General features: G+C 39.0%; 19 protein-coding genes. 10 read left to right on the forward strand and 9 right to left on the reverse strand.

Annotated features, from left to right (window positions below; translation table 11 throughout):
* Positions 1 to 99 precede the first annotated feature (99 nt).
* Complete coding sequence (locus tag FHR28_RS00980) at positions 100 to 510, forward strand: GFA family protein (RefSeq protein WP_004816796.1); 411 nt, start codon at positions 100 to 102, stop codon at positions 508 to 510.
* A gap of 47 nt (positions 511 to 557) precedes the next feature.
* Here FHR28_RS00980 and FHR28_RS00985 read toward each other — a convergent pair whose 3' ends face one another.
* Complete coding sequence (locus tag FHR28_RS00985) at positions 558 to 890, reverse strand: HopJ type III effector protein (protein ID WP_166781769.1); 333 nt, start codon at positions 888 to 890, stop codon at positions 558 to 560.
* 145 nt (positions 891 to 1,035) lie between these two features.
* On the opposite strand from FHR28_RS00985, the gene FHR28_RS00990 reads away from it, so the two are divergent.
* Together FHR28_RS00990 and crcB are read left to right on the forward strand one after the other, a co-directional pair.
* Positions 1,036 to 1,884 (forward strand): DUF2071 domain-containing protein, encoded by an 849-nt coding sequence (locus tag FHR28_RS00990; RefSeq protein WP_166781770.1) that lies wholly within the window; start codon positions 1,036 to 1,038, stop codon positions 1,882 to 1,884.
* Positions 1,885 to 2,009: 125 nt separating this feature from the next.
* On the forward strand, positions 2,010 to 2,390 hold the full coding sequence (gene crcB / locus FHR28_RS00995) for a fluoride efflux transporter CrcB (RefSeq protein WP_034616430.1): 381 nt from the start codon (positions 2,010 to 2,012) through the stop codon (positions 2,388 to 2,390).
* A gap of 69 nt (positions 2,391 to 2,459) precedes the next feature.
* Here the strand turns inward: crcB and FHR28_RS01000 are convergent, their stop codons facing one another.
* Both FHR28_RS01000 and FHR28_RS01005 read right to left on the reverse strand, forming a co-directional pair.
* Positions 2,460 to 2,708, reverse strand: coding sequence for a type B 50S ribosomal protein L31 (locus FHR28_RS01000; RefSeq protein ID WP_004816804.1), 249 nt, complete (start codon positions 2,706 to 2,708; stop codon positions 2,460 to 2,462).
* A 294-nt stretch (positions 2,709 to 3,002) separates the two neighbouring features.
* Positions 3,003 to 4,301, reverse strand: a complete 1,299-nt coding sequence (locus FHR28_RS01005; protein WP_004725597.1) for an ABC1 kinase family protein — start codon at positions 4,299 to 4,301, stop codon at positions 3,003 to 3,005.
* A 199-nt stretch (positions 4,302 to 4,500) separates the two neighbouring features.
* Between FHR28_RS01005 and FHR28_RS01010 the strand changes: the two genes are divergently transcribed.
* Entirely contained in the window at positions 4,501 to 4,716 is a 216-nt protein-coding gene (locus tag FHR28_RS01010; protein ID WP_034616427.1) for a DUF1737 domain-containing protein, read from the forward strand.
* Positions 4,717 to 4,798: 82 nt separating this feature from the next.
* Here the strand turns inward: FHR28_RS01010 and FHR28_RS01015 are convergent, their stop codons facing one another.
* Both FHR28_RS01015 and FHR28_RS01020 read right to left on the reverse strand, forming a co-directional pair.
* Positions 4,799 to 6,154: an MATE family efflux transporter gene (locus FHR28_RS01015; RefSeq protein ID WP_166781771.1), complete on the reverse strand. Its 1,356-nt coding sequence runs from the start codon at positions 6,152 to 6,154 to the stop codon at positions 4,799 to 4,801.
* 40 nt (positions 6,155 to 6,194) lie between these two features.
* Positions 6,195 to 6,656: a DMT family transporter gene (locus tag FHR28_RS01020; RefSeq protein WP_004725603.1), complete on the reverse strand. Its 462-nt coding sequence runs from the start codon at positions 6,654 to 6,656 to the stop codon at positions 6,195 to 6,197.
* 118 nt (positions 6,657 to 6,774) lie between these two features.
* On the opposite strand from FHR28_RS01020, the gene hemW reads away from it, so the two are divergent.
* The gene (gene hemW / locus FHR28_RS01025; protein WP_166781772.1) at positions 6,775 to 7,929 is read left to right on the forward strand and encodes a radical SAM family heme chaperone HemW; all 1,155 of its coding nucleotides are present in this window, start codon (positions 6,775 to 6,777) and stop codon (positions 7,927 to 7,929) included.
* A gap of 76 nt (positions 7,930 to 8,005) precedes the next feature.
* Positions 8,006 to 8,491, forward strand: a complete 486-nt coding sequence (locus tag FHR28_RS01030; protein WP_166781773.1) for a hypothetical protein — start codon at positions 8,006 to 8,008, stop codon at positions 8,489 to 8,491.
* Between the two features lie 212 nt (positions 8,492 to 8,703).
* Here FHR28_RS01030 and FHR28_RS01035 read toward each other — a convergent pair whose 3' ends face one another.
* Positions 8,704 to 10,527, reverse strand: coding sequence for an acyl-CoA dehydrogenase C-terminal domain-containing protein (locus FHR28_RS01035; RefSeq protein ID WP_004725609.1), 1,824 nt, complete (start codon positions 10,525 to 10,527; stop codon positions 8,704 to 8,706).
* 233 nt (positions 10,528 to 10,760) lie between these two features.
* On the opposite strand from FHR28_RS01035, the gene FHR28_RS01040 reads away from it, so the two are divergent.
* Entirely contained in the window at positions 10,761 to 13,166 is a 2,406-nt protein-coding gene (locus tag FHR28_RS01040) for a hypothetical protein (protein ID WP_166781774.1), read from the forward strand.
* A 77-nt stretch (positions 13,167 to 13,243) separates the two neighbouring features.
* Here the strand turns inward: FHR28_RS01040 and aroE are convergent, their stop codons facing one another.
* Positions 13,244 to 14,032, reverse strand: coding sequence for a shikimate dehydrogenase (gene aroE / locus FHR28_RS01045; protein ID WP_151957342.1), 789 nt, complete (start codon positions 14,030 to 14,032; stop codon positions 13,244 to 13,246).
* A 195-nt stretch (positions 14,033 to 14,227) separates the two neighbouring features.
* Here aroE and FHR28_RS21735 point away from each other — a divergent pair, with 195 nt between their 5' ends.
* Positions 14,228 to 14,422: a hypothetical protein gene (locus FHR28_RS21735; RefSeq protein ID WP_056512151.1), complete on the forward strand. Its 195-nt coding sequence runs from the start codon at positions 14,228 to 14,230 to the stop codon at positions 14,420 to 14,422.
* A gap of 286 nt (positions 14,423 to 14,708) precedes the next feature.
* Here FHR28_RS21735 and hemF read toward each other — a convergent pair whose 3' ends face one another.
* Complete coding sequence (gene hemF / locus FHR28_RS01055) at positions 14,709 to 15,650, reverse strand: oxygen-dependent coproporphyrinogen oxidase (protein ID WP_004725617.1); 942 nt, start codon at positions 15,648 to 15,650, stop codon at positions 14,709 to 14,711.
* A 273-nt stretch (positions 15,651 to 15,923) separates the two neighbouring features.
* Between hemF and hemN the strand changes: the two genes are divergently transcribed.
* Entirely contained in the window at positions 15,924 to 17,288 is a 1,365-nt protein-coding gene (hemN, locus tag FHR28_RS01060) for an oxygen-independent coproporphyrinogen III oxidase (protein WP_166781775.1), read from the forward strand.
* A 156-nt stretch (positions 17,289 to 17,444) separates the two neighbouring features.
* Here the strand turns inward: hemN and ribA are convergent, their stop codons facing one another.
* Positions 17,445 to 18,047 (reverse strand): GTP cyclohydrolase II, encoded by a 603-nt coding sequence (gene ribA / locus FHR28_RS01065; RefSeq protein ID WP_016539373.1) that lies wholly within the window; start codon positions 18,045 to 18,047, stop codon positions 17,445 to 17,447.
* A 315-nt stretch (positions 18,048 to 18,362) separates the two neighbouring features.
* Here ribA and dxs point away from each other — a divergent pair, with 315 nt between their 5' ends.
* A complete protein-coding gene (dxs, locus tag FHR28_RS01070) occupies positions 18,363 to 20,267 on the forward strand; it encodes a 1-deoxy-D-xylulose-5-phosphate synthase (RefSeq protein ID WP_105714589.1) in 1,905 nt (634 codons plus the stop codon).
* Positions 20,268 to 20,325 lie beyond the last annotated feature (58 nt).

Here is a 20,325-nt window from a genome sequence, read left to right on the forward strand (position 1 = left end):
GATTAGGCAAAAAAAATGATGGTGTTTTGATTAAAAACGCGACTTTTATGCTAGTTTGATGCTATTGCCAATAGCCTTTGAAATAGGGAGATTTTCTCAATGTCTGCTGAAAAAATATATACAGGAAGTTGTTTGTGTGACGGTATTCACTATGAGATTCATGGTGAAATTGGAGCGGTGATCGAGTGTCATTGCCAACGTTGTCGTAAAGCAAATGGCACAGCATTTGCGACCAATGCGCCAATTCAAAAAGCAGATTTTAAAATTACCAAAGGTGAGGAATTACTGAAAAAATTTGCATCGACAGCAACAACAACACGTTGTTTCTGCCAAGAATGTGGCTCACCGATCATCAGTATTAAAGCAGAGACACCAGATACCTATCGTTTAAGAATTGGAACTTTAGATACAGCTTTAGAACAGAAGCCAACAATGCATATTTTTACTGCTTATAAAGCAGAGTGGGATACGATTTGTGACGGTTTACCTCAATATGATGAGCGCCCATAACTGTGTAGAAAGGGATCGAATAGATCCCTGACTTGATTGTGTTGTTGTTATTTTGCAGTTAAAGCATTGCCTTCAAATTTGATGCCATTCCAACCATTTTGCATAAATTGGCGAATGTTTTGATGGTCTGTTGCATCAGGCGTTGCCAAAACAGAAGCATAATGCTCTGCAAATAGATTCAGTGTTTGTTGTTGATCTAAATCATTTAATTGTGCAAAAGAAAAAACTTTGGCACTGCCTTGGTTCTCTGTGGCAGCATTATGCTGTTGACCATTTTGGAATGCAGTCGGGGTGTGGGTATAACGAGCTTCAATATGATTGATGACATCTGCAAATTTTGCATCGCCTGCTTGAAGTTGTTTCAATAATTCTTGAGCCATGATGTGAAAATTCCGTGTTAAATCGTGCCAATATCATAGCCTATGGTTAAATAATTCAGTAATGCTATTTAATATTTTGAGATGGGCCATTCTTTAACCATATTTGCTAAAATAACAGCATCGAAATCCATAAAAATAGGTCGGTATGAATCGTCATAATATTAAAAATCAAGATTCAAACTTTATTTTGAGCCTGATCGGTCTTTTTGCTGAACGCCCATTATTATTAAAACTACGCCGTATCTTGATGGGTTTTATTCCTTTCCTACAGTTACAAAGTCAGGTCAAGAATATTGTGTATTTGTCGTGGTTGGTGGATATAGATCAAGTTCGTTCACGCTATCCACAGCCTATTCAGTTATGGGAAAAGCAAGGGAAAACGATTTTTACCATACTGACATATCAGCATGAACATTTTGGTTTTTCTTTTTTAGGTCCATTACGCAAATTGATGCCATCACCGAAACAAAGCAATTGGCGCTTTTATATTGCCCCTACACAACAGGATAAAACGGTGATTTTCGAGCAAGTTGTGATTGACCAGCAGCTTTATGTTTTGAGTGGGCGTTTGGCAAGTGATGCGATGCCAGCACAATATGCAAAGAAATTTGTTCATCAAGTCGCTGAACAGCTGATTCAAACAGAACTCGAACTTGATCCAGTTTATCAATTATCCAGCACAGTTCAAATCAATACAGATCCGCGCTTGCCTGAGGCGTGGCAAAATTTATTCTCTTCATGGGATGAGGCCATTCAATATCTGGCTGAACAAGGCCATGCATGGGTCGAATGGGTCGATCAACCTGAAAAACTATCACAAGGGGATATTGAAATGCCTTTTGATTTTAGTCAGGTTCTGCCTGCGCAAGTGCTTAATATTGCTTGCCCCTTGCTACAACAATGGGGTGTTCGTGAACAAGATGTATTTGCCTTTGTTGTGCCAACTTTGGACTTTTATGTCAGAAATGAGTTGCCACTTAAATTAGATCGTTAAGCTTCTCCATGTTAATCTGTGGATAACTATCCGCTTATACACAAGCTGCTTATAAACAAGCTGAGCTGTAAAAAATCGGATGGTGGGTAAATGCGTTTTTTAAAAAGTTTTAAGGATATCTAAACATGAATTGGCTATTGGTCGCATGCGGTGGGGCAATTGGTGCAAGTTTACGTTATGGTGCAGGGTTTATTATTTCTAAACCACATAGCCTATTCCCTTGGACAACATGGTCGATCAATATCTTGGGCTGTTTCTTGGCTGGGATTTTTTTTGCTTTTACCCAGCGCTATCCTATTTTACAGAATGAAACTCGATTATTTTTAATGGTTGGAATCCTCGGCGGTTTTACAACTTTTTCCAGTTTTGGTCTGGAAACATTCCAGCTGATTCGGCAGGGACAGTTTCCAATCGCTTTGGCTTATACTGTTTCTAGTGTGATCGTTGGTGTGATCTGTTTAGCGATTGGCTTTTATATTTTTCAAATGCTTTTATCCACAAAATAATGTGCAATATTCAAAATGAAAAAGCCTAAGCTGAGGGAAGCTTAGGCTTAGACACAACATACAGTTAAATTAACGTTTAAAACGGGCAAAGCGCTTATTGAAGTTGGCAATACGACCTTCATTGCTTGCCTGACGAATTTCACCTGTATAGAAAGGATGTGAAGCACTGGATATATCGAGTGTGACATAAGGATATTGTGTGCCTTCATATTCTTTGGTGTTTGTTGTCTTGATGGTGCTACCAATAACAAAGTATGCATTGGCATTGGTGTCATGAAATAACACTTGACGATATTCTGGGTGGATACCTTGGCGCATGGTTTTAACCTCTAATTATTTAAATACGGTGTAATGTTATAATATTACATTTAACTTGTAAAGTACTTCATTTGATACGTATTCATGTTGTATATCGAACTTGGAAAAAAGTGAGATAAAAAAGAAGCCTAAGCCGGAGGATCTGGCTTAGACTTCAAATATAAGTTTAATGTAAAGTTTTATCCTTAAAATTAGATGAAGTGCATAACGAAACTTTTTAAAATGAATGCGTTGATCATGTCACTTTTAAATGAATTGGATGCAATCGACTTCAATAAAAAACATCAATACAACTTAGTCTTGTAAAGGCACCAGCTCTTCAAAGAGATCTTTTAAATTATCATTGACTTTAAGTTGAATCAGATTCCAGTATTGTCCTGAAATCGTACGATTTACCATTAAAGTATCTGGCGATGGTTTGAATACATCCCAATACTTCAATGATTTTTTCACCAGTTTGATGCCATCATGATGTGCTGAATTTTCAGCAAAATCATAATGTGTAGTCAGCGGTCGTAATAAAATTTCAAGCCATGCCTCATACAATTCTACGGGAAACTTACCTTTTTCAGCTAACGCATCTAAAACCGTTAAATGCTCTTCAATTGTCACAATATCTTGTTTTCGTGCAGCTCTGACCAAGGCTTTGAAATGAGTAATGATTTCATTGGATAAGGTTTTTACACCGCCAAAGTCGTAAATGATCACACTGCCATCTTCACGGAAAGCAAAGTTGCCAGGATGAGGGTCGCAATGGAAACGTTTTAAGAAGAAAATTTGTTGACCCAATGCCAAGATTAAGCGGCGACCAATTTCATTGCGCACAGATAAATCCCAAGTACTTGCAGTTTCAATACTTTCACCTTTTTCAAGGCTTAGGGTTAAGATGCGACGACTAGAATAGTCTGTAAACACTTTGGGAATAATGATTTTTGTGTCCAAAGCTTGATGGAATGTTCTAAAAACTTGCAAGTTTTGTGCCTCAATTTCGTAATTGAGTTCTTCATGTAAGCTGTCTTGAATCTCTTTAAATAAGCGATCTTGTAATTTTTTATCTACTTTTAAAACACCCATTAAGCGTAATGCCAAACGAACCTGTTTTAAGTCACTTTCACAAGCTTCATCTACCCCAGGATATTGTACTTTGACCACAACTTCAGTGCCATTTTTTAACATGGCTTTGTGGACTTGACCAATAGATGCTGCTGCGAAGGGTTGTTCATCAAAATGCAGAAAGGTTTGATCAATCGGTTTGCCTAGCTCGCGTTCTACTTGTTGTTTAATTTCAGCAAATGGCATTGCAGGCGCTTGACGTTGCAATTTAGCAATTGCCCGTGCGACTTCAGGTGGAAAGATATCTTTATATTGCGAGGCGATTTGACCAACTTTCATCACAGCACCTTTCATTTCTCCTAAGGTATCTGCAATTTGAACACCAATATCTTGGAACAGCTTACTACGCGCTTCATTTTTTTGTTCTTCATCCGCATTAAAGTTACGAATTGAATTTGATACCGTTTTCGTCGCGATACTTGCAGTCATACTCGCAAGTTTCATAAAGCGGCGACCTGGGGTACTGGTACTTTTCGACATTCGTAACCATCCTTTAATTGGGATTAGACGTTTAATTCATTTTGATCATAGGCGACTATTGTTAAACTGCCTACTCTAATTTGTTAAGCGTTTGTTTCTACTTGGCTATTTTTAATCTTAAAATACCCAGCACGCTATCGGTTTCTTCTCAGTAGTTTTGGATTAAAATATTCTTCAATATTTTAATCGTTGTTGGATCATGAAAGTTTATCGTTATTTAACTGGTAAGGATGATGTGAATTTCTGTGCACGGGTCAGTAAAGCTTTAAATGATGGCTATGAGTTATATGGTTCTCCGACGATGACATTTAATGGGACTGATGTCATTGTCGGGCAAGCCATTGTAAAAGAGGTTGGTAATGAATCTGAGATGTCTGAAAAGTTTCAGCAAGCCTATCAGCTTCAATCTGAGTAAAATAAAGTACACTTATAAAAAAAATGCTGTATTTAAACAGCATTATTTTTAGGTAAACGCTTTAAATATAAACGTTTCTAATTTAAGCCTGACTCAACCTTTTATTGTTCATATACAGACGCGTCAATAATAAAACACAGGCAATGGTCAGTCCGATAATCAGTCCTGTCCATACCCCAGCGGCGCCCATATCGGTATAGCGTGCTAAATAAATCCCAACAGGGAAAGCGATGATCCAGTAGGCCAGCATGGTGATCCACATTGGGCCTTTGGTATCTTGCATTCCACGTAAACAACCCGCAGCACTGACTTGCCATGCATCCATAAGTTGGTAGCCAATCGCAAATAAAATTAAATATATTGCTGCTTGTGAAACATCATAGTCACTGGTATAAACGGACACAATTTGAGGGCGTAGAATTAACAGGAGTAACATGGTGATAAAGGCAAATAAGGTACTGGTCATTAATCCAACTTTCTGGACTTTACGCATCGCATACCAATTCTTTTCGCCAAAATAAGTCCCTGTACGAATGGTCAGCGCTAAAGCCAATGACATCGGAATCATAAACAATTGTGATGTTATGGATAAGGCAATTTGATGTGCTGCAACGGTAACTTCACCAAGCGGACTGAGTACAATTGCACCTGTACTGAAAATACTGACCTCAAAGAAAATCGCCAAACCAATTGGTAATCCCAGTTTGAGGATACGTTTAATCAGTACGCGGTCTATTTTCTCAAACATATTTAAGGGTTGTGTGGCTTGGTAGCGTTTGGCTTTTAAAATATAGATGCTAATCGTGATGAACATGATCCACTGCAACAAGGCTGTTGCAAAACCACAGCCAGCACTTCCCAAGTGTGGAATAGGCCCAATTCCATACATAAAAATAAAGTTCAGCGGAATTTGTACCACAAGCGCAACAAGGCTAATCACTGTGACGGGACGAGGGTAGCCTAAAGCTTCTGAATAGCCCCGCAATGTTGAATACATGGTAAAAGCAGGCATTCCAAAAGCAATCGCATGTAAGAACAAGCTGGCTTTAGGTAATAAAGATTCAGGTACACCGACCAACGGCAACAATAAAGGAATGATCTGTAAAACCAGCATGCCAATAATACCCAGCAATAAGGCAACCCATAAAGACTGGCGAACAATCGAAGGGATGTTTTCTGGGGTGCGTGCGCCGTTGGCTTCTGCCACTAAAGGTGTGGTTGCGATCATGATGCCACTAAACAGCAGCATGACTGGAATCCATAAACCTACACCAACAGCAATTGCGGCAAGATCTTCGGGAGACATATGCCCAGCCATAATGGTATCAATCAATCCAAAGCCTGCTGCAGCAAACTGAGTGATTAAAATTGGGAGCATTAAGTTAAAAAGTTGCTTTAATTCAAAGCGGGTAGTTGTGGCTTTTATCGATGCAGACACAGTAAATACTCGTTTTAAATGTGCTTAGAAAATAGATTGGTTAGCGTTGTAGAGTGAGAAGCACACCTATAAAAATCACCACGCCACCTAAAAGACGTTGCCAGTTTACTGGCGTTTTATCTGTACCCAGTAGTCCAAATTGGTCAACGATCATCGACATTGCAATTTGTCCAAAAATGATTAAGCCTGACAGGGTTAAAAAACCCAGTTTTGGTGCAGTATAAATGCTCATACTGATTGCATAAACACCTAAGCAGCCACCTAGCCAAAGATACCAAGGTATCACCGCTAAACTTGAAAGGGTTGGTCTCTGTTCAGCTTGCACAATCACCAAAATAGCGAGCAATAGTGTACCAACTAAAAAGGATAAAAGGGCAGCTTGTAATGGAGAATGCAGATATTCGCGCAGTTGAGTGTTGATAGCGGTTTGAAAGGTCATGGCAATGCCAATACCCATGGTGAGTGGTAAAAGGAACAATAATTGACTCGATAATTTCAGCATTCTTCTTCATCTACTTTTATTGTTAATGCTTAGTCTAAAGCAAATTGATGACTTGTTCTAATCGGATGGTAGAAGTCATGTTAAAATAATCACTCTCTAAACTTGTTCTGAGCTTTCTTTGACTGATTTAACACCTCAAAATATACCTTTGTCGCTTTATATCCATATGCCGTGGTGTGTCCGTAAGTGTCCGTATTGTGACTTTAACTCACATGCTGTACCCGATGGAAAGCTGTCTTTAGATTTAGAGCAAGAATATTTATTGGCACTGGTTGAAGATTTTAAAACCCAAGTAGATTTTGCTCAGGGACGTAAAATTCATAGTGTGTTTATTGGTGGTGGAACACCGTCATTGATTTCCGCACAAGGTTATCAGTGGCTTTTTACCCAGTTAAAAGCTTTAGTCCCGTTTGAGCCGGATTGTGAAATTACTTTGGAAGCCAATCCTGGGACGGTTGAACATGATCCTTTTGCAGATTATTTAGATGTTGGAATTAATCGTTTATCGCTTGGGGTACAAAGTTTTAATCCTGATCATTTAACAAAGCTGGGGCGTATCCATTCCAATGATGATGCTGTTTCCGCCATTCAACATGCCAAACAAGCGGGTTTTCAACGGGTCAACGTAGATTTGATGCATGGTTTGCCAGAACAGACTTTAGAACAAGCCTTGTATGACTTAAGACTTGCCGTTGAAAATGGGGCAACCCATATTTCATGGTATCAATTGACCATTGAACCGAACACGGTTTTTTTCCGCACTCAGCCTATTTTGCCTGTAGATGATGTTCTGGAAACCATTCAAGAACAGGGTGAACAATATTTAAAGGCCAATGGCTTTATCAATTATGAAGTGTCTGCATGGCGTAAAGAAAAACCGTCATCACATAATTTAAATTATTGGCAATTTGGCGATTATTTAGCGATTGGGGCAGGAGCACATGGCAAAATTACCCAAGCTGATGGCGTATACCGTTTTCAAAAAACCCGTTTGCCTAAAGACTACTTAGCCAAAGTGCCTGCTGAACATTTGCAATTTAAACGTATTGAAAAACAAGACATGCCTTTTGAATTTATGATGAATGCTTTACGTTTAAATGAGGGTGTTCATGCCCAAATATATCTTGAACGTACAGGATTGAATTTGTCTGATTTAGATCAGGTGATTGGTTCATTAAAACAGCGTAAATTGATGTTGAATGATGACACACAGTTGGCATGTACAGCGCAAGGTCATGTATTTTTAAATTCTGTGCTGGAAGAGTTTCTATAAATCTACAGCACAACAATTTAGCTTTTGTTATGATCTAACTTAAAACAATAATCTATTAAAAGTTAAGGTCATCACAATGAATAAGTTTCTAATCAGTATGTTATTTGCTGTGGCAAGCCTATCGCTGGCATATGCAAAAAACGTTGTCCCTCAATTTAGCGACTATCCTGTTAAAGCTGTGTATACAGGCAAGACCGCGAAACTTGATCTTGCAGATCCAAGTGCCAATATGTTTCGCACTCGACTGAGAGATGCATTAACACAAAAACCAGATTTTGCCGGTGAATATGTCACCACCATGTGGGGCTGTGGTGGGGGATGTAGAGTCTATTCTTTTGTCAATAAACGTACGGGTCAGCTTTTAGCGGATGGCTTTGGTGGTGAGGAACGGACTGAAGATGTGATTGCAACACGTTCAAACAGCCGTCTCTTAGTCACACAAGAAGAGCATATGGATCAAAACTATGCAGTGGATCAAGTGACTACACGTTTTTATGTGCTTGAAAAAAATCGATTTAAGTTGATTAAAACCATTACTCAACCCGCTTCTAAAACTCAATAGTAGGGGATGACAGAATTTTCTGTTGGCTTTTAAACAGATCAATTTTTAAAAGCATTAAAGCGATTGCTTAAGGGCATCTTTAAGTTACGGGTTTTTAAGACTGTGATTTCGATAAAAGTGAATGAATATCACTATAGTGCAGCTTGCACTGTTATATCTTAAAAACAAAAGAGCGCCGTAGCGCTCTTTTGTTTTTTCAGAAATTTTAAATTTTAGTAATCAAAACTAAAGTGTTCTGCATCAAGTGCCATCATGGTACGAGATGGATTCACCATAGACTCAGCATGACCTTGTGAACGTGGTAATAATTGTTCAAAGTAGAAATCTGCAAGTTTGATTTTTGCTTTATAGAACTCAGGAACTTCAGCACCGTTACCAGACGCTAATTTTTCAGAAGCGACTGCTGCTTGTTGTGCCCAGTAGTAAGCCATCATTGCATAACCAGAGAACATCAAGAAATCGACAGAAGCAGACGATACGATTTCACGGTCTTTACGTGCTGCAAGCATGATACGAACAGTCAAAGCATTCCATTGCGCACAGATCTTGGTTAAATCCCAGGCAAAACGACGCATATATTTGTTACGTGCATGTTGACCACAGAATTTCAAGATTTCAGCGGTATATTCACGAACCACTTTGCCTTTAGATGAAAGCAGCACTTTACGGCCAATTAAATCCAGTGCTTGAATACCTGTTGTACCTTCGTACAAAGTCGCGATACGCGCATCACGTGCAATTTGTTCCATGCCATGCTCTTTGATATAGCCATGACCGCCAAACACTTGCATACCCAAATTCGCAGATTCAAGCCCCATTTCTGTTAAGAAACCTTTGAGAATCGGGGTATAGAAACCAAGCTTATCATCATATTCTTCAAATTTTGCTTGATCACCTTGTAACATTGCATCGGTCATTTTATCTGCAAGCTGAGCTGCGTGATAAATCATGGCACGACCGCCTTCTGCAAATGCTTTTTGAGTCAAAAGCATACGACGTACATCGGCATGGTGAATGATTGCATCAGCCACTTTATCTGGATCTTTTTTACCAGATAGAGCACGCATAGACATACGGTCTTTGGCGTATGGTAACGCACCTTGGAATGATAATTCCGCGTGAGCAAGGCCTTGTACAGCAGTACCAATACGCGCTGTGTTCATGAAGGTGAACATTGCATGTAAGCCTTTATTCACTTCACCAATCAAATAACCTGTTGCGCCATCAAAGTTCAATACTGCAGTTGCAGATGCACGAATTCCCATTTTGTGTTCAATAGAACCACAAGTCACAGGATTACGTTCACCCACTGTACCTTCAGCTGTAGGGATGAATTTAGGCACAATAAATAATGAAATACCTTTAGTACCTGCGGGTGCATCTGGAAGACGCGCAAGAACGATATGGATAATGTTTTCAGTTAAATCATGTTCACCGGCAGAGATGAAGATTTTTGTCCCAGTAATTGCATAAGTACCATCAGCATTAGGTTCAGCTTTAGTTTTTACTTGACCTAAGTCTGTACCACATTGTGGTTCAGTCAGACACATTGTTCCAGACCATGTACCTGCAGTCAGGTGTGGCATATAGGTATTTTTTTGTTCGTCTGTACCAAATTGCAGGATGGTATTCATACATCCCATGCTCAAACCTGGGTACATGGTGAATGACCAGTTTGCAGTCCCCATCATTTCAGATTTGATCAGGTTTAATGACATCGGCAAACCTTGACCACCAAACTCTTCAGGATAAGACAGACCTTGCCAGCCACCTTGAATAAATTGGTTATAAGCTTCTTTAAAACCTTTTGGTGTCGTGACTTCACCATCTTTAAAATGACAACCTTCTTCGTCACCAGATTGATTCAGTGGAGAAAGTACATTTTCACAAAAATCTGCAGCACCTTCTAAAATCATATCGACAGTATCAGCATCGGCATTTTCGCCAATTGATAGTGTTTTATAATGTGCAGAATAGTCAAAAACTTCATTCATTAAAAAACGTATGTCACGGAGCGGCGCTTTATATGCTGGCATGTGTTTAATCCTAATTTAAAAATAGTTTTGGATTTTCAATCTATAGCTTCATTATTCATAATCATATGGGAATTACATTGATAAGACTCTCTAAAAAAATTGTCAGAAATGCGAATTTGGTAGAAAAAGCACATGTGAATTTGTTGATTTTTTGATAGTCTTGTACACTTTGTTTTTTATTGTTTCATTGTTATTTTTATTGTCATTATAATATTCAAGTGGGTAGATCTATCATGCATTTAAAAAAATTAACATTGTGTTTATTGGGTTTGAGTTTATCAGCATGTTCTACACATGTGATTAAAAGCAATGCTTTAAATGCAGATCAAGATGCTCCGCAACGCGCAATTCAAGGTTTGAATGCCTTGTATGAATATCCGAATTTTGATTATCGTGGACAAGTCAAGGTTCGACTTGATAGTGCTCAGAAAGCCAACGCAGCTGATACAAAGCAATTAGATCCTACAATTGAAAAAAAGGTCAATCAGTATCTAAGAGAGCAAAAAATCAAATTAACCGATGCACAGAAAAAAGAACTTTATCAAGCAATTGCTAAGCAAGATTCTAAGTATTCAAATCGCTTTGTTGGTATTGGGGCAGATGTTGTACAAAATATCGTGAATGATTTACAGATTCGTTATGATGGAACTGTGAATTATCGTCAGAAAATGGCATCGTTTAACTTAGAAACGCAGTATAAAAAACCCAACCTTTCTGTGGAAATGCGTGTTCCTACAGTATTGGATCTCAATAATTATAAATTCTATACCCATATTTTTTCTTTAATGCCTTATTTGGCCAATTCACAAGATCAGAATAAATATGCCTATTATGATTTTTCTAAATACAAAGATGATATTGCCAAGGTGAATGGAAAAGCCTTGGTTGAGTTCCTTAAACAATCAGGCGCAACTTCTTATTTGATTGCTTCCCCGAATCAAATTGAAAATCTCGCGGTGAGTTCAGCTGAGAAGCAAGCAGGTATCGTCGAAAAAATCCGCTTAACTACCAGCATTGAAGAAATGTTTTTGCAAGGGCAATTGTATTCTACAGTGAATCGTCAATATTTCATGAATTCAGTGCTTGGATTGAGCCCTACAAATATTGCAAAACTCTTAGATACTGCTGGAGAAAGCCAATCAAGCGATGCTGCTAACGAGGCGGCAGAAGCTGCAATGAAAGCAGTAGAAGAAGCTTCAGCGGGGATCAGTACTGATGATGCGGGTGTGGCTGATGCCGCTAGTGCCATGTATCAACTTTATAGTGCCGTCAATCGTCAATCTCATGAAGCGTCTGAAGAAGGGGTGGACGCTGTTTATGCAGATGCACAAGACGCGGCTAAAAAAGCAGTTGAAGATGATGAAGACTATGCCACTAGCCAAGCTTCTGATGTTGCCGATCAGGAAGATGATAACGTTGAAGCTGAGTCTGAAGACGCATCAGCAGAGCGTCAGAAAATTTTAACTGAACAACAATGTGAAGACTTAACAAAAGCAAAAGCTCATCCACGTTTTGGTGATGTGGAATATTGTCAGTATCATTATGAAATTGATGTTTTAAGTACTGAACCAAAGGATGATGCATCTTCAGCCAGTAAAGCTTTACAGCAGCAAAGTAATGCAGCGCTTGTCAAAACCTTTACAGGCTATGTCAAAGACCAGTTGGTTGATGCTCAACAATTTAAACAATTGTGGAATCAACATCATATTGAAGTTGAAGCCAGTTTGCCGCCTAAAAACAAACGTAATCCTTTAATCGTCGATCTGTCTTTAGATAACAAAGGTCGGGCGGTAAAAGCAGATTATGATTTGGGTGTGGATTTTGATAAATTAAATCGTAAACTGAATGTTAAGATGGATATGCAATTCCTTAATTATGGAAATGCCAGCAAGATCGATCAGAGTGTTTTACAGCAAGCCAAACCATTTAAAGATATCTTTAAAGGCAGCATTATGGAGCAAGCTGTAGGCGGTATTGCGGGTGTTTCAGGTGATACAGGTAGTCATTCAGAGCAAAAATATTTAACTTTAGATGAGCGTTTGGCGCAGTTGGCTGAACAAGTATTTGCACAAACGGGTTCGTATGAAAAAACCTATAAAGCCGTATTTATTGCCAAACTGACTGCAGAAAAACCTGAGCTAATCAAACAATATTCTGCTCAAGATTTACAAGAAATTGCGACGGTCTACGCTTATTCTTATTCTGATGAAGAGATTTACAATCCGAAAGGTCAGGCTTTAAAACAGATCCAAGCTTTACAGAAAAAGCATCATTTGGAAGACGACCACCAATATGATGATGGACTTGGAAATGCTGTTGATGAGATCGTGGCTAAAGTCTGGAAAGATAAACAAAGTGTTTTAGAAATTCAGAATTTAGTCAAAAAATACAAAACCACTGAAGCCGTTTTTGCGCAATATTATATGCAGAAGTTTGAAGCGGAAAATGAGATTGAAAAAGGGCAACGTGCTGACTTTATCAAAACAGCGAAGATTTTAGCCAAGTCTTATACTGCGTTTAAACGCAATAAATTTAACGATCAAGTTGTTGCTGGCTTAGATCAAGACGCGACTGAATTTATTGATTATGATTTATTTAAGCAAACCTATCAGATCTTGAGTGATGCCAAGTTAAAGTAATTGGTCTTGGTTTGGTTAAAAAGAACCTCAATTGAGGTTCTTTTTTATGGATTTTTTAAACAAAGATACATCCATGATTAAAGAAAATCTTTTAAATTTGGGCGAACCCCATTCCAAATATAAAATGCTTCTATGGCTTGCCCAACCAACATCCCGAAGCCTTCTGAGCTTGGAATCTGGCGCGCTTTGGCTTGATCGATAAAGCTTGAAGGTTTGCCATAGGCCATTTCATAAGCATGGTGAAAGGTTAAAGTTTCAGGAAGAATCAGTGCATCACCCGTTAAGCTTGCCGAAGTCGCATTGATAACAAGATCAAATTGCCCATCTAATTCATCTAGGCTACAAGCGGAAAGTTCTGCTTCAGGAACAGCGCTTTGTAAATCTGCCACCAATTGTTCCGCACGTGAACGGGTACGGTTGGCAATCACAATCTTTTTAGCTCCCGCTTTTACCAGAGGGTAAACCACACCGCGAGTTGCACCGCCTGCACCAATAATCAAAATATCTGCGTTGTCTAAAGTCCAGTCTAGCGCTTTAATCGCATCGACTAAACCTTGCCCATCTGTATTGTCACCATGCAATACCCCGTTTTCCATCCAAAGCGTATTGACCGCCTTGGCGATTTTTGCACGTTCTGTCAGTTGTTGGCATAAGGCAAAAGCTTGTTCTTTAAATGGCACAGTAACATTCATACCTACACCATTGTGAGCAAAGAATTCAGTTACACTTGCGGTAAAGCCATCGAGTGGAGCAAGACGTTTTACATAGTTGAGATCAATACCAGTCTTTTCTGCAAAGGCATGGTGTAGTTCAGGTGAACGAGAGTGTTCAATCGGATTTCCAATGACTGCGAAAAGTTTACTCATGCCAAATGTCCAAGTATTGATTGTGTTGATTTTTAGAGAATGGCAACAATATACGTGAAAATGGGTGAGACAACCAAATTATATGCGGTTTAGCTTATGCTAAAATTTGAATAAATTGATGATTTAGAACGTTTTTTAATCGCGCTAAAGCTTGTTTTTAAGAGGAAGGTTTTGAGGGAAATGTTGTGCTTCAAAATGATGTTTTATGGATTGCAAACTGACTCTAAGAAATCAAGAAAAATCATAGCAAAAACAACGAGAAAACCAGCAGATAAAACAACACTAGAAGTAATTGAGATACTGTCAGAAAGAAGGTCTTTGGAAATGATGGTGGTTGAAATGGAGCATGCTAATAAAAATAAAATACTGAATGAAAGACTAACCTTGTGATTTTCTAATAAATTCCTCATACCTACCTCTGGTTTCTACTGCTATAATATTCTTTAAACGCTAAGACTTTTTTCAAAAAAATTAAGGAAATTTTAAGGTTGGTATCTTAGCTCAAGTTTGAGCATATATTAAATTAAAAAAGTATTCTTATCGTGAATTATTCTCATTTTAATTGTGAGTAAATCTTTCAAGCGTTATTTTCTCAGAAGTATTCAGCGGTTTAAGTGAAAAAGCTATCTTGAATGAAAGATAGCTTTTTAAACGATGAAGCATAAATGGCGGGAGATTATTTTAATATCGACAACCAGTCTTTAGGCTTTAAATAATGATCAGTGAGGCATTTTTCTGGGCTATTTTCATCCCATTCTGGGCGATAAGACCAAGCTGCAAGCGGTGGCATGCTGACCAGAATAGATTCAATTCGACCACCAGTTTGTAAGCCAAATAAAGTCCCGCGATCATAAACCAAATTATATTCAACATAGCGACCACGACGATACAGTTGGAAGTCTCGTTGGGCTTGTGTAAAGGATTTATCCTGATTTCTTTGGAAAATAGGCAAAATAGCATTTAAATAACCATTAGCGACCGCTTGGATATATTCAAAGCATTTTTCAAAATCCCATTGATTTAAATCATCAAAAAACAAACCCCCAATACCACGTTGTTCATCACGATGTTTTAAATAGAAATAATCATCACACCATTGTTTATGTTCCGCATAAATTTCTTCACCAAACGGTGCGCACAGATCAAATGCTGTTTGGTGCCAAGATAAAACGTCTTCATCATTTGGGTAAAAAGGCGTGAGGTCAAAACCACCACCAAACCACCAAATTGGTGCTTGTCCTTCAGGCTCTGCAACAAATAGCCGTACATTGGCGTGAGATGTTGGAACATTGGGATTTGTTGGATGAATGACCAAAGAAACACCCAAGGCTTGTGCTTTGGCTCCAGCAATTGCTGGATGGCGTTCTGTTGCTGAAGCTGGCAGTTTGGAAATGCTGATGTGAGAAAACATCACCCCGCCTTTTTCGATCACAGTTCCATTCTGTAGAACACGTGAACGACCACCACCGCCTTCAGGGCGTTGCCAGTCATCAATTTCAAATGTTGCAGTGCCGTGGCCTAATTTTTCTTGTTGCTCTAGGGCAGAGCAGATTCGAGCTTGTAAATCTGTTAGGAAATCACGAACACGTTGAATATCTGCAGAAGTCGGGTTTTGCATGATCATCCTCAAAGGAGAATTGAAAAATTTTCTACATCAAAACATAAAACGCTAAAAAAACAAAACCAAGTCATCATAAAGGCATGTTTTGAACGTGACGTGAATGAATCGAATGAGACTAAAAAATCTTTGGGTATCGCGGATACACGCTAGGCAATCCCGAGCAATTCGCTAGGTTGAAATCTATCCTTAAGCTCAGCACAATGTATTGAAGGTAAATTCAATTTTTGGGTTTATTTCTTTTGAATGTTAATTGCGTATCGAGCAGTGAATATGAGTTGTTCTTTGATTCAAAAATACAATGTTGCTGGACCCCGTTATACCAGTTATCCAACGGTTCCATATTGGGATGAGGCATCATTTTCGCTGCAACAATGGAAACAGACCTTAAAGCGCTCTTTTGATGAGTCTAATCACGTTGAAGGCATCAGTCTTTATATTCATTTACCGTTCTGTGAAAGTCTATGTACTTTTTGCGGATGCCATAAAAAAGTCACGAAACGGCATGATGTTGAATTACCTTATATTCAAGCAGTTTTAAAAGAATGGGACTTATATTGTCAGTTGTTAGCAGACAGACCCATCATTAAAGAAATTCATTTGGGTGGTGGAACACCAACATTTTTTTCAGTTAAGCATTTACAACAATTAATTCAGGGTATTTTAGCCAAAGCCAATATTGCGGATGGTTATGAATTTAGTTTTGAAGGGCATCCTAATAATACCACGCGAGAACACTTACAAGCCTTGTATGAGCTCGGTTTTCGCCGTGTCAGCTATGGGGTACAAGACTATAATGAGACTGTTCAGAAGGCCATTCATCGTGTCCAGCCCTTTGAAAATGTAGAAAGAGTGACGCAATGGGCACGTGACATTGGCTATACATCGATTTCCCATGATCTGGTTTTTGGTTTGCCATTTCAAAATTTAGCAGATGTGTTGCATACCATTGATTTGACTAATACGTTAATGCCAGATCGCTTGGCTTTTTATAGTTATGCGCATGTGCCTTGGATTAAGGGCAATGGACAGCGTGGGTTTAAAGATCATGATGTGCCCAAAGATGGAATGAAGCGAACCCTGTATGAAGAAGGGAAAAAGCAACTTTTAGCCCATGGTTATCATGAGATTGGGATGGATCATTTTGCTTTAGATCGAGATGAGATGTATCAAGCATTTCATGCAGGTACTTTGCATCGTAATTTTATGGGCTATACCTCATCAAAAACACAAGTCATGATCGGATTGGGCCTATCTTCAATCAGTGATAGTTGGTATAGCTTTGCACAGAATGAAAAAAATTTAGAAGCCTATTACAGCTGTCTTGAAAATGATGAAATTCCTGTGGTGAAAGGGCATGTGTTAAGTGTCGAAGATTTAAAGATTCGTCAGCATATTTTGAATTTGATGTGTACCTTTCAAACCTCTTGGTCAGATCAAACGATGGATTTTGCTGAGCGTGGTGATGTGATTCAACAGCTTGTTGAAATGCAGCATGATGGTTTATTGAACATTGAAGCGGATCGGATTGTGATCACGGAGCAAGGGAAGCCTTTTGTCCGTAATATTTGTATGGCGTTTGATTTGCATTTAAAGCGTAGAAAGCCTGAAACGCAAATTTTCTCGATGACGATTTGATATCAATTAATTAAGCTGATTTTGTATCAACTTGAGTCATACATGTTGGTTCTATCGAGGGGCGACAGGGATGTCGCCCCATTGTGTGTTGAACTAGGACTGAGCTCTCACTTCACCGAAGATCTGATCACTTGTATCTAAGCAAGACGTCTATGATTAAAAATCATCTTTCTCATACATATGTGACATACGATCATGTTTGGTTTTTAAATAATCTTCATTGAACTTATTTAAGCCGACTGTCAACGGTACACGGTCTAATACATCAATACCTAAATCTGTTAAAGCTTTTAATTTTAATGGATTGTTGGTAATTAGCCTGACTTGTTTAACCTGTAAATGATCGAGCATGATGCTACACATATCATATTTACGTGCATCAGCAGGTAGGTTTAACAATAAATTTGCATCAACGGTATCATGCCCTTGATCTTGCAAAGCATAAGCACGGATTTTATTGGTCAAACCAATACCACGACCTTCTTGGCGCAAATATAAAATCACACCTTGGCCTGCATCATTCATCATTTTCATGGTGTTGTGCAATTGAGGGCCACAGTCACATTTTAATGAACCAAAGGCATCGCCAGTTAAACATTCTGAATGAATACGAACTAAAACGGGGTTTGTAGGCGCGATTTCTAAACCCTTAGAAAGAGCAACATGCTCTTCACCTGTTTGTGGATCTTGAAATACAGAAATTTTAAAATCACCATAAGCAGTGGGTAATTTTGAAGTGGCAACAAACTCTATTGACACAGAATCTTCCATCTATTTGTTTAGAAATTGGCTAAAGTATAGCGTAATGCTTGGACATTGGTAGGTTTGTAAAGCATGTTTTTATAGATAACATTGCTATAAAAATTTCTTTTTTGTATAAAGCACACGATAATAGTTGATATATAGATAGATTATTCATGATAATTGACACCAAGAGCACACTTGCTGACTTGGAAGTTCCAATGACGCATCATTATAAATGTGGCTGATTGAATGTGATATCATTGGTTCTCACAATCATGCTAACCCGTTTACCTAGCTAGATTTGCCAGGCTTTAGAAGGCTTTGCCACATATGTTGTATACCGAAATACCTAGTCATCGTCCTGTTACGCCTTTGTTGAATGAAATTAATCATCCTCAACAATTACGTCAGTTTGAGCAAAGCCAATTGCCGCAGGTCGCAGACGAATTGCGTCAATTTATTTTGTATGCTGCTGGACAAAGTGGCGGGCATTTTGGTGCAAACCTTGGCGTTATAGAATTAACAGTTGCCTTACACTATTGTTTTGAAACACCACGGGATCGTTTAGTTTGGGATGTGGGCCATCAGGCGTATCCACATAAAGTCCTTACAGGACGCCGTGAGCAATTGATGACCATCCGTTCTAAAGATGGATTGGCGGCTTTTCCAGCACGGGATGAATCTGAATTTGACACTTTTGGTGTAGGACATTCATCGACTGCAATTTCTGCTGGCTTGGGTATGGCTTTGGCACGTCGTTATCAAAAAGACCCTTGTGAAGTTGTTGCCATCGTTGGTGATGGTGCGATGACTGCTGGAATGGCATTCGAAGCCATGAATGATGCAGTGGCGCATAATGCTGATTTGATGGTGGTGCTCAATGACAATGATATGTCGATTTCATGTAGCACGGGTGGTTTTGCAAAGCATTTAGCTGCAATTTGGGAACAAGGGCAATTCATCAATATTGATGAAGAAGGGCAAGCTTTTGTACAGGATTGCCCTGAATGGAACTACAACTCTCGTTTACATCAATCTGCGACTGATGCTGCGGATAATCTATTTAAAGCGATTGGTTTTGATTATTTTGGCCCATTTGATGGCCATGATGTGGAGCAATTGGTACAAGTCTTTAATGCGCTGAAAAAGCGTAAAGGGCCACGCCTGATCCATGTCTATACCGTGAAAGGTAAGGGTTTTGCACCTGCTGAAGCGGATCAAATTAAATATCATGCGATTGGCAAAATTAATGCATCAGCAACTAAAAATCTAGCGCCAAAATATTCAGATGTATTTGGGCAATGGCTTTGTGATGAAGCTGCACAAGACGACAGATTACTCGCAATTACGCCTGCCATGTGTGAAGGCTCAGGCATGGTACAGTTTGCTAAACAATTTCCAGAGCGTTACTTCGATGTTGCTATTGCGGAACAACATGCAGTGACATTAGCTGCGGGTATGGCGTGTGAAGGATTGAAGCCAGTTGTGGCGATTTATTCAACCTTCTTACAACGCGGTTATGACCAGCTGATTCATGATGTTGCTTTACAAAATCTTGATGTGACCTTTGGTATTGATCGTGCAGGCTTAGTCGGCGAAGACGGTCCTACGCATGCTGGTGCGTATGACTATGCTTATATGCGTACCGTACCGAATATGGTGATCATGGCGCCAAAAGACGAAAACGAATGTCGCCAAATGTTGCATACAGCATATCTATACAAAGGCCCAACTGCAGTACGTTATCCACGCGGTAACGGTTTAGGTGTGGAAATTCAACAACAGTTGATTGAGCTGGAAATTGGTAAGGCTGAAGTATTGTTAGAACTCAATACTGAACACGAAGAAGGTGTCACGATTTTGGCCTTTGGTAGTCGAGTTCAACCTGCGCTTGAATCAGCCAAACAACTGGCACCAAAGTTGGATATTGCAATTCGTGTGATCAATATGCGTTTTGTGAAACCATTGGATGAACAAATTATTCGTGATTTAGCAGACAAAACTCACTTATTTGTAACTGTTGAAGAACATGCTGTAATGGCGGGTGCAGGTAGTGCGGTCAATGAGTTCTTGGCACAGGCGCAAATTGTGAAGCCAATTTTAAACCTAGGTTTACCTGATGAATTCCTCGCACAAGCAAGCCATTCTGAAATGCTCCAAGACTGTGGTTTAGATGTAAAAGGTATTCAAAACTCGATTGAACAGGCTTGGTTAAAGCTGGTACAACACGTTTAACCTCATGTAAAAGTTAAAGTTGTAAAATTTTAGCAACAAAATTTCCCAAAAAGCGCCG

This window comes from Acinetobacter sp. BIGb0196 (assembly GCF_011759595.1).
GTDB classification, from domain to species: Bacteria; Pseudomonadota; Gammaproteobacteria; order Pseudomonadales; family Moraxellaceae; genus Acinetobacter; species Acinetobacter guillouiae.

Bases quoted from the DNA above. Each gene is read 5' to 3' on its own strand.
- FHR28_RS00980 (WP_004816796.1), top strand. From the start codon at position 100: ATGTCTGCTGAAAAAATATATACAGGAAGTTGTTTGTGTGACGGTATT.
- FHR28_RS00985 (WP_166781769.1), bottom strand. From the start codon at position 890: ATGGCTCAAGAATTATTGAAACAACTTCAAGCAGGCGATGCAAAATTT.
- FHR28_RS00990 (WP_166781770.1), top strand. From the start codon at position 1,036: ATGAATCGTCATAATATTAAAAATCAAGATTCAAACTTTATTTTGAGC.
- crcB (WP_034616430.1), top strand. From the start codon at position 2,010: ATGAATTGGCTATTGGTCGCATGCGGTGGGGCAATTGGTGCAAGTTTA.
- FHR28_RS01000 (WP_004816804.1), bottom strand. From the start codon at position 2,708: ATGCGCCAAGGTATCCACCCAGAATATCGTCAAGTGTTATTTCATGAC.
- FHR28_RS01005 (WP_004725597.1), bottom strand. From the start codon at position 4,301: ATGTCGAAAAGTACCAGTACCCCAGGTCGCCGCTTTATGAAACTTGCG.
- FHR28_RS01010 (WP_034616427.1), top strand. From the start codon at position 4,501: ATGAAAGTTTATCGTTATTTAACTGGTAAGGATGATGTGAATTTCTGT.
- FHR28_RS01020 (WP_004725603.1), bottom strand. From the start codon at position 6,656: ATGCTGAAATTATCGAGTCAATTATTGTTCCTTTTACCACTCACCATG.
- FHR28_RS01030 (WP_166781773.1), top strand. From the start codon at position 8,006: ATGAATAAGTTTCTAATCAGTATGTTATTTGCTGTGGCAAGCCTATCG.
- FHR28_RS01035 (WP_004725609.1), bottom strand. From the start codon at position 10,527: ATGCCAGCATATAAAGCGCCGCTCCGTGACATACGTTTTTTAATGAAT.
- FHR28_RS01040 (WP_166781774.1), top strand. From the start codon at position 10,761: ATGCATTTAAAAAAATTAACATTGTGTTTATTGGGTTTGAGTTTATCA.
- aroE (WP_151957342.1), bottom strand. From the start codon at position 14,032: ATGAGTAAACTTTTCGCAGTCATTGGAAATCCGATTGAACACTCTCGT.
- FHR28_RS21735 (WP_056512151.1), top strand. From the start codon at position 14,228: ATGATGTTTTATGGATTGCAAACTGACTCTAAGAAATCAAGAAAAATC.
- hemF (WP_004725617.1), bottom strand. From the start codon at position 15,650: ATGCAAAACCCGACTTCTGCAGATATTCAACGTGTTCGTGATTTCCTA.
- hemN (WP_166781775.1), top strand. From the start codon at position 15,924: ATGAGTTGTTCTTTGATTCAAAAATACAATGTTGCTGGACCCCGTTAT.
- dxs (WP_105714589.1), top strand. From the start codon at position 18,363: ATGTTGTATACCGAAATACCTAGTCATCGTCCTGTTACGCCTTTGTTG.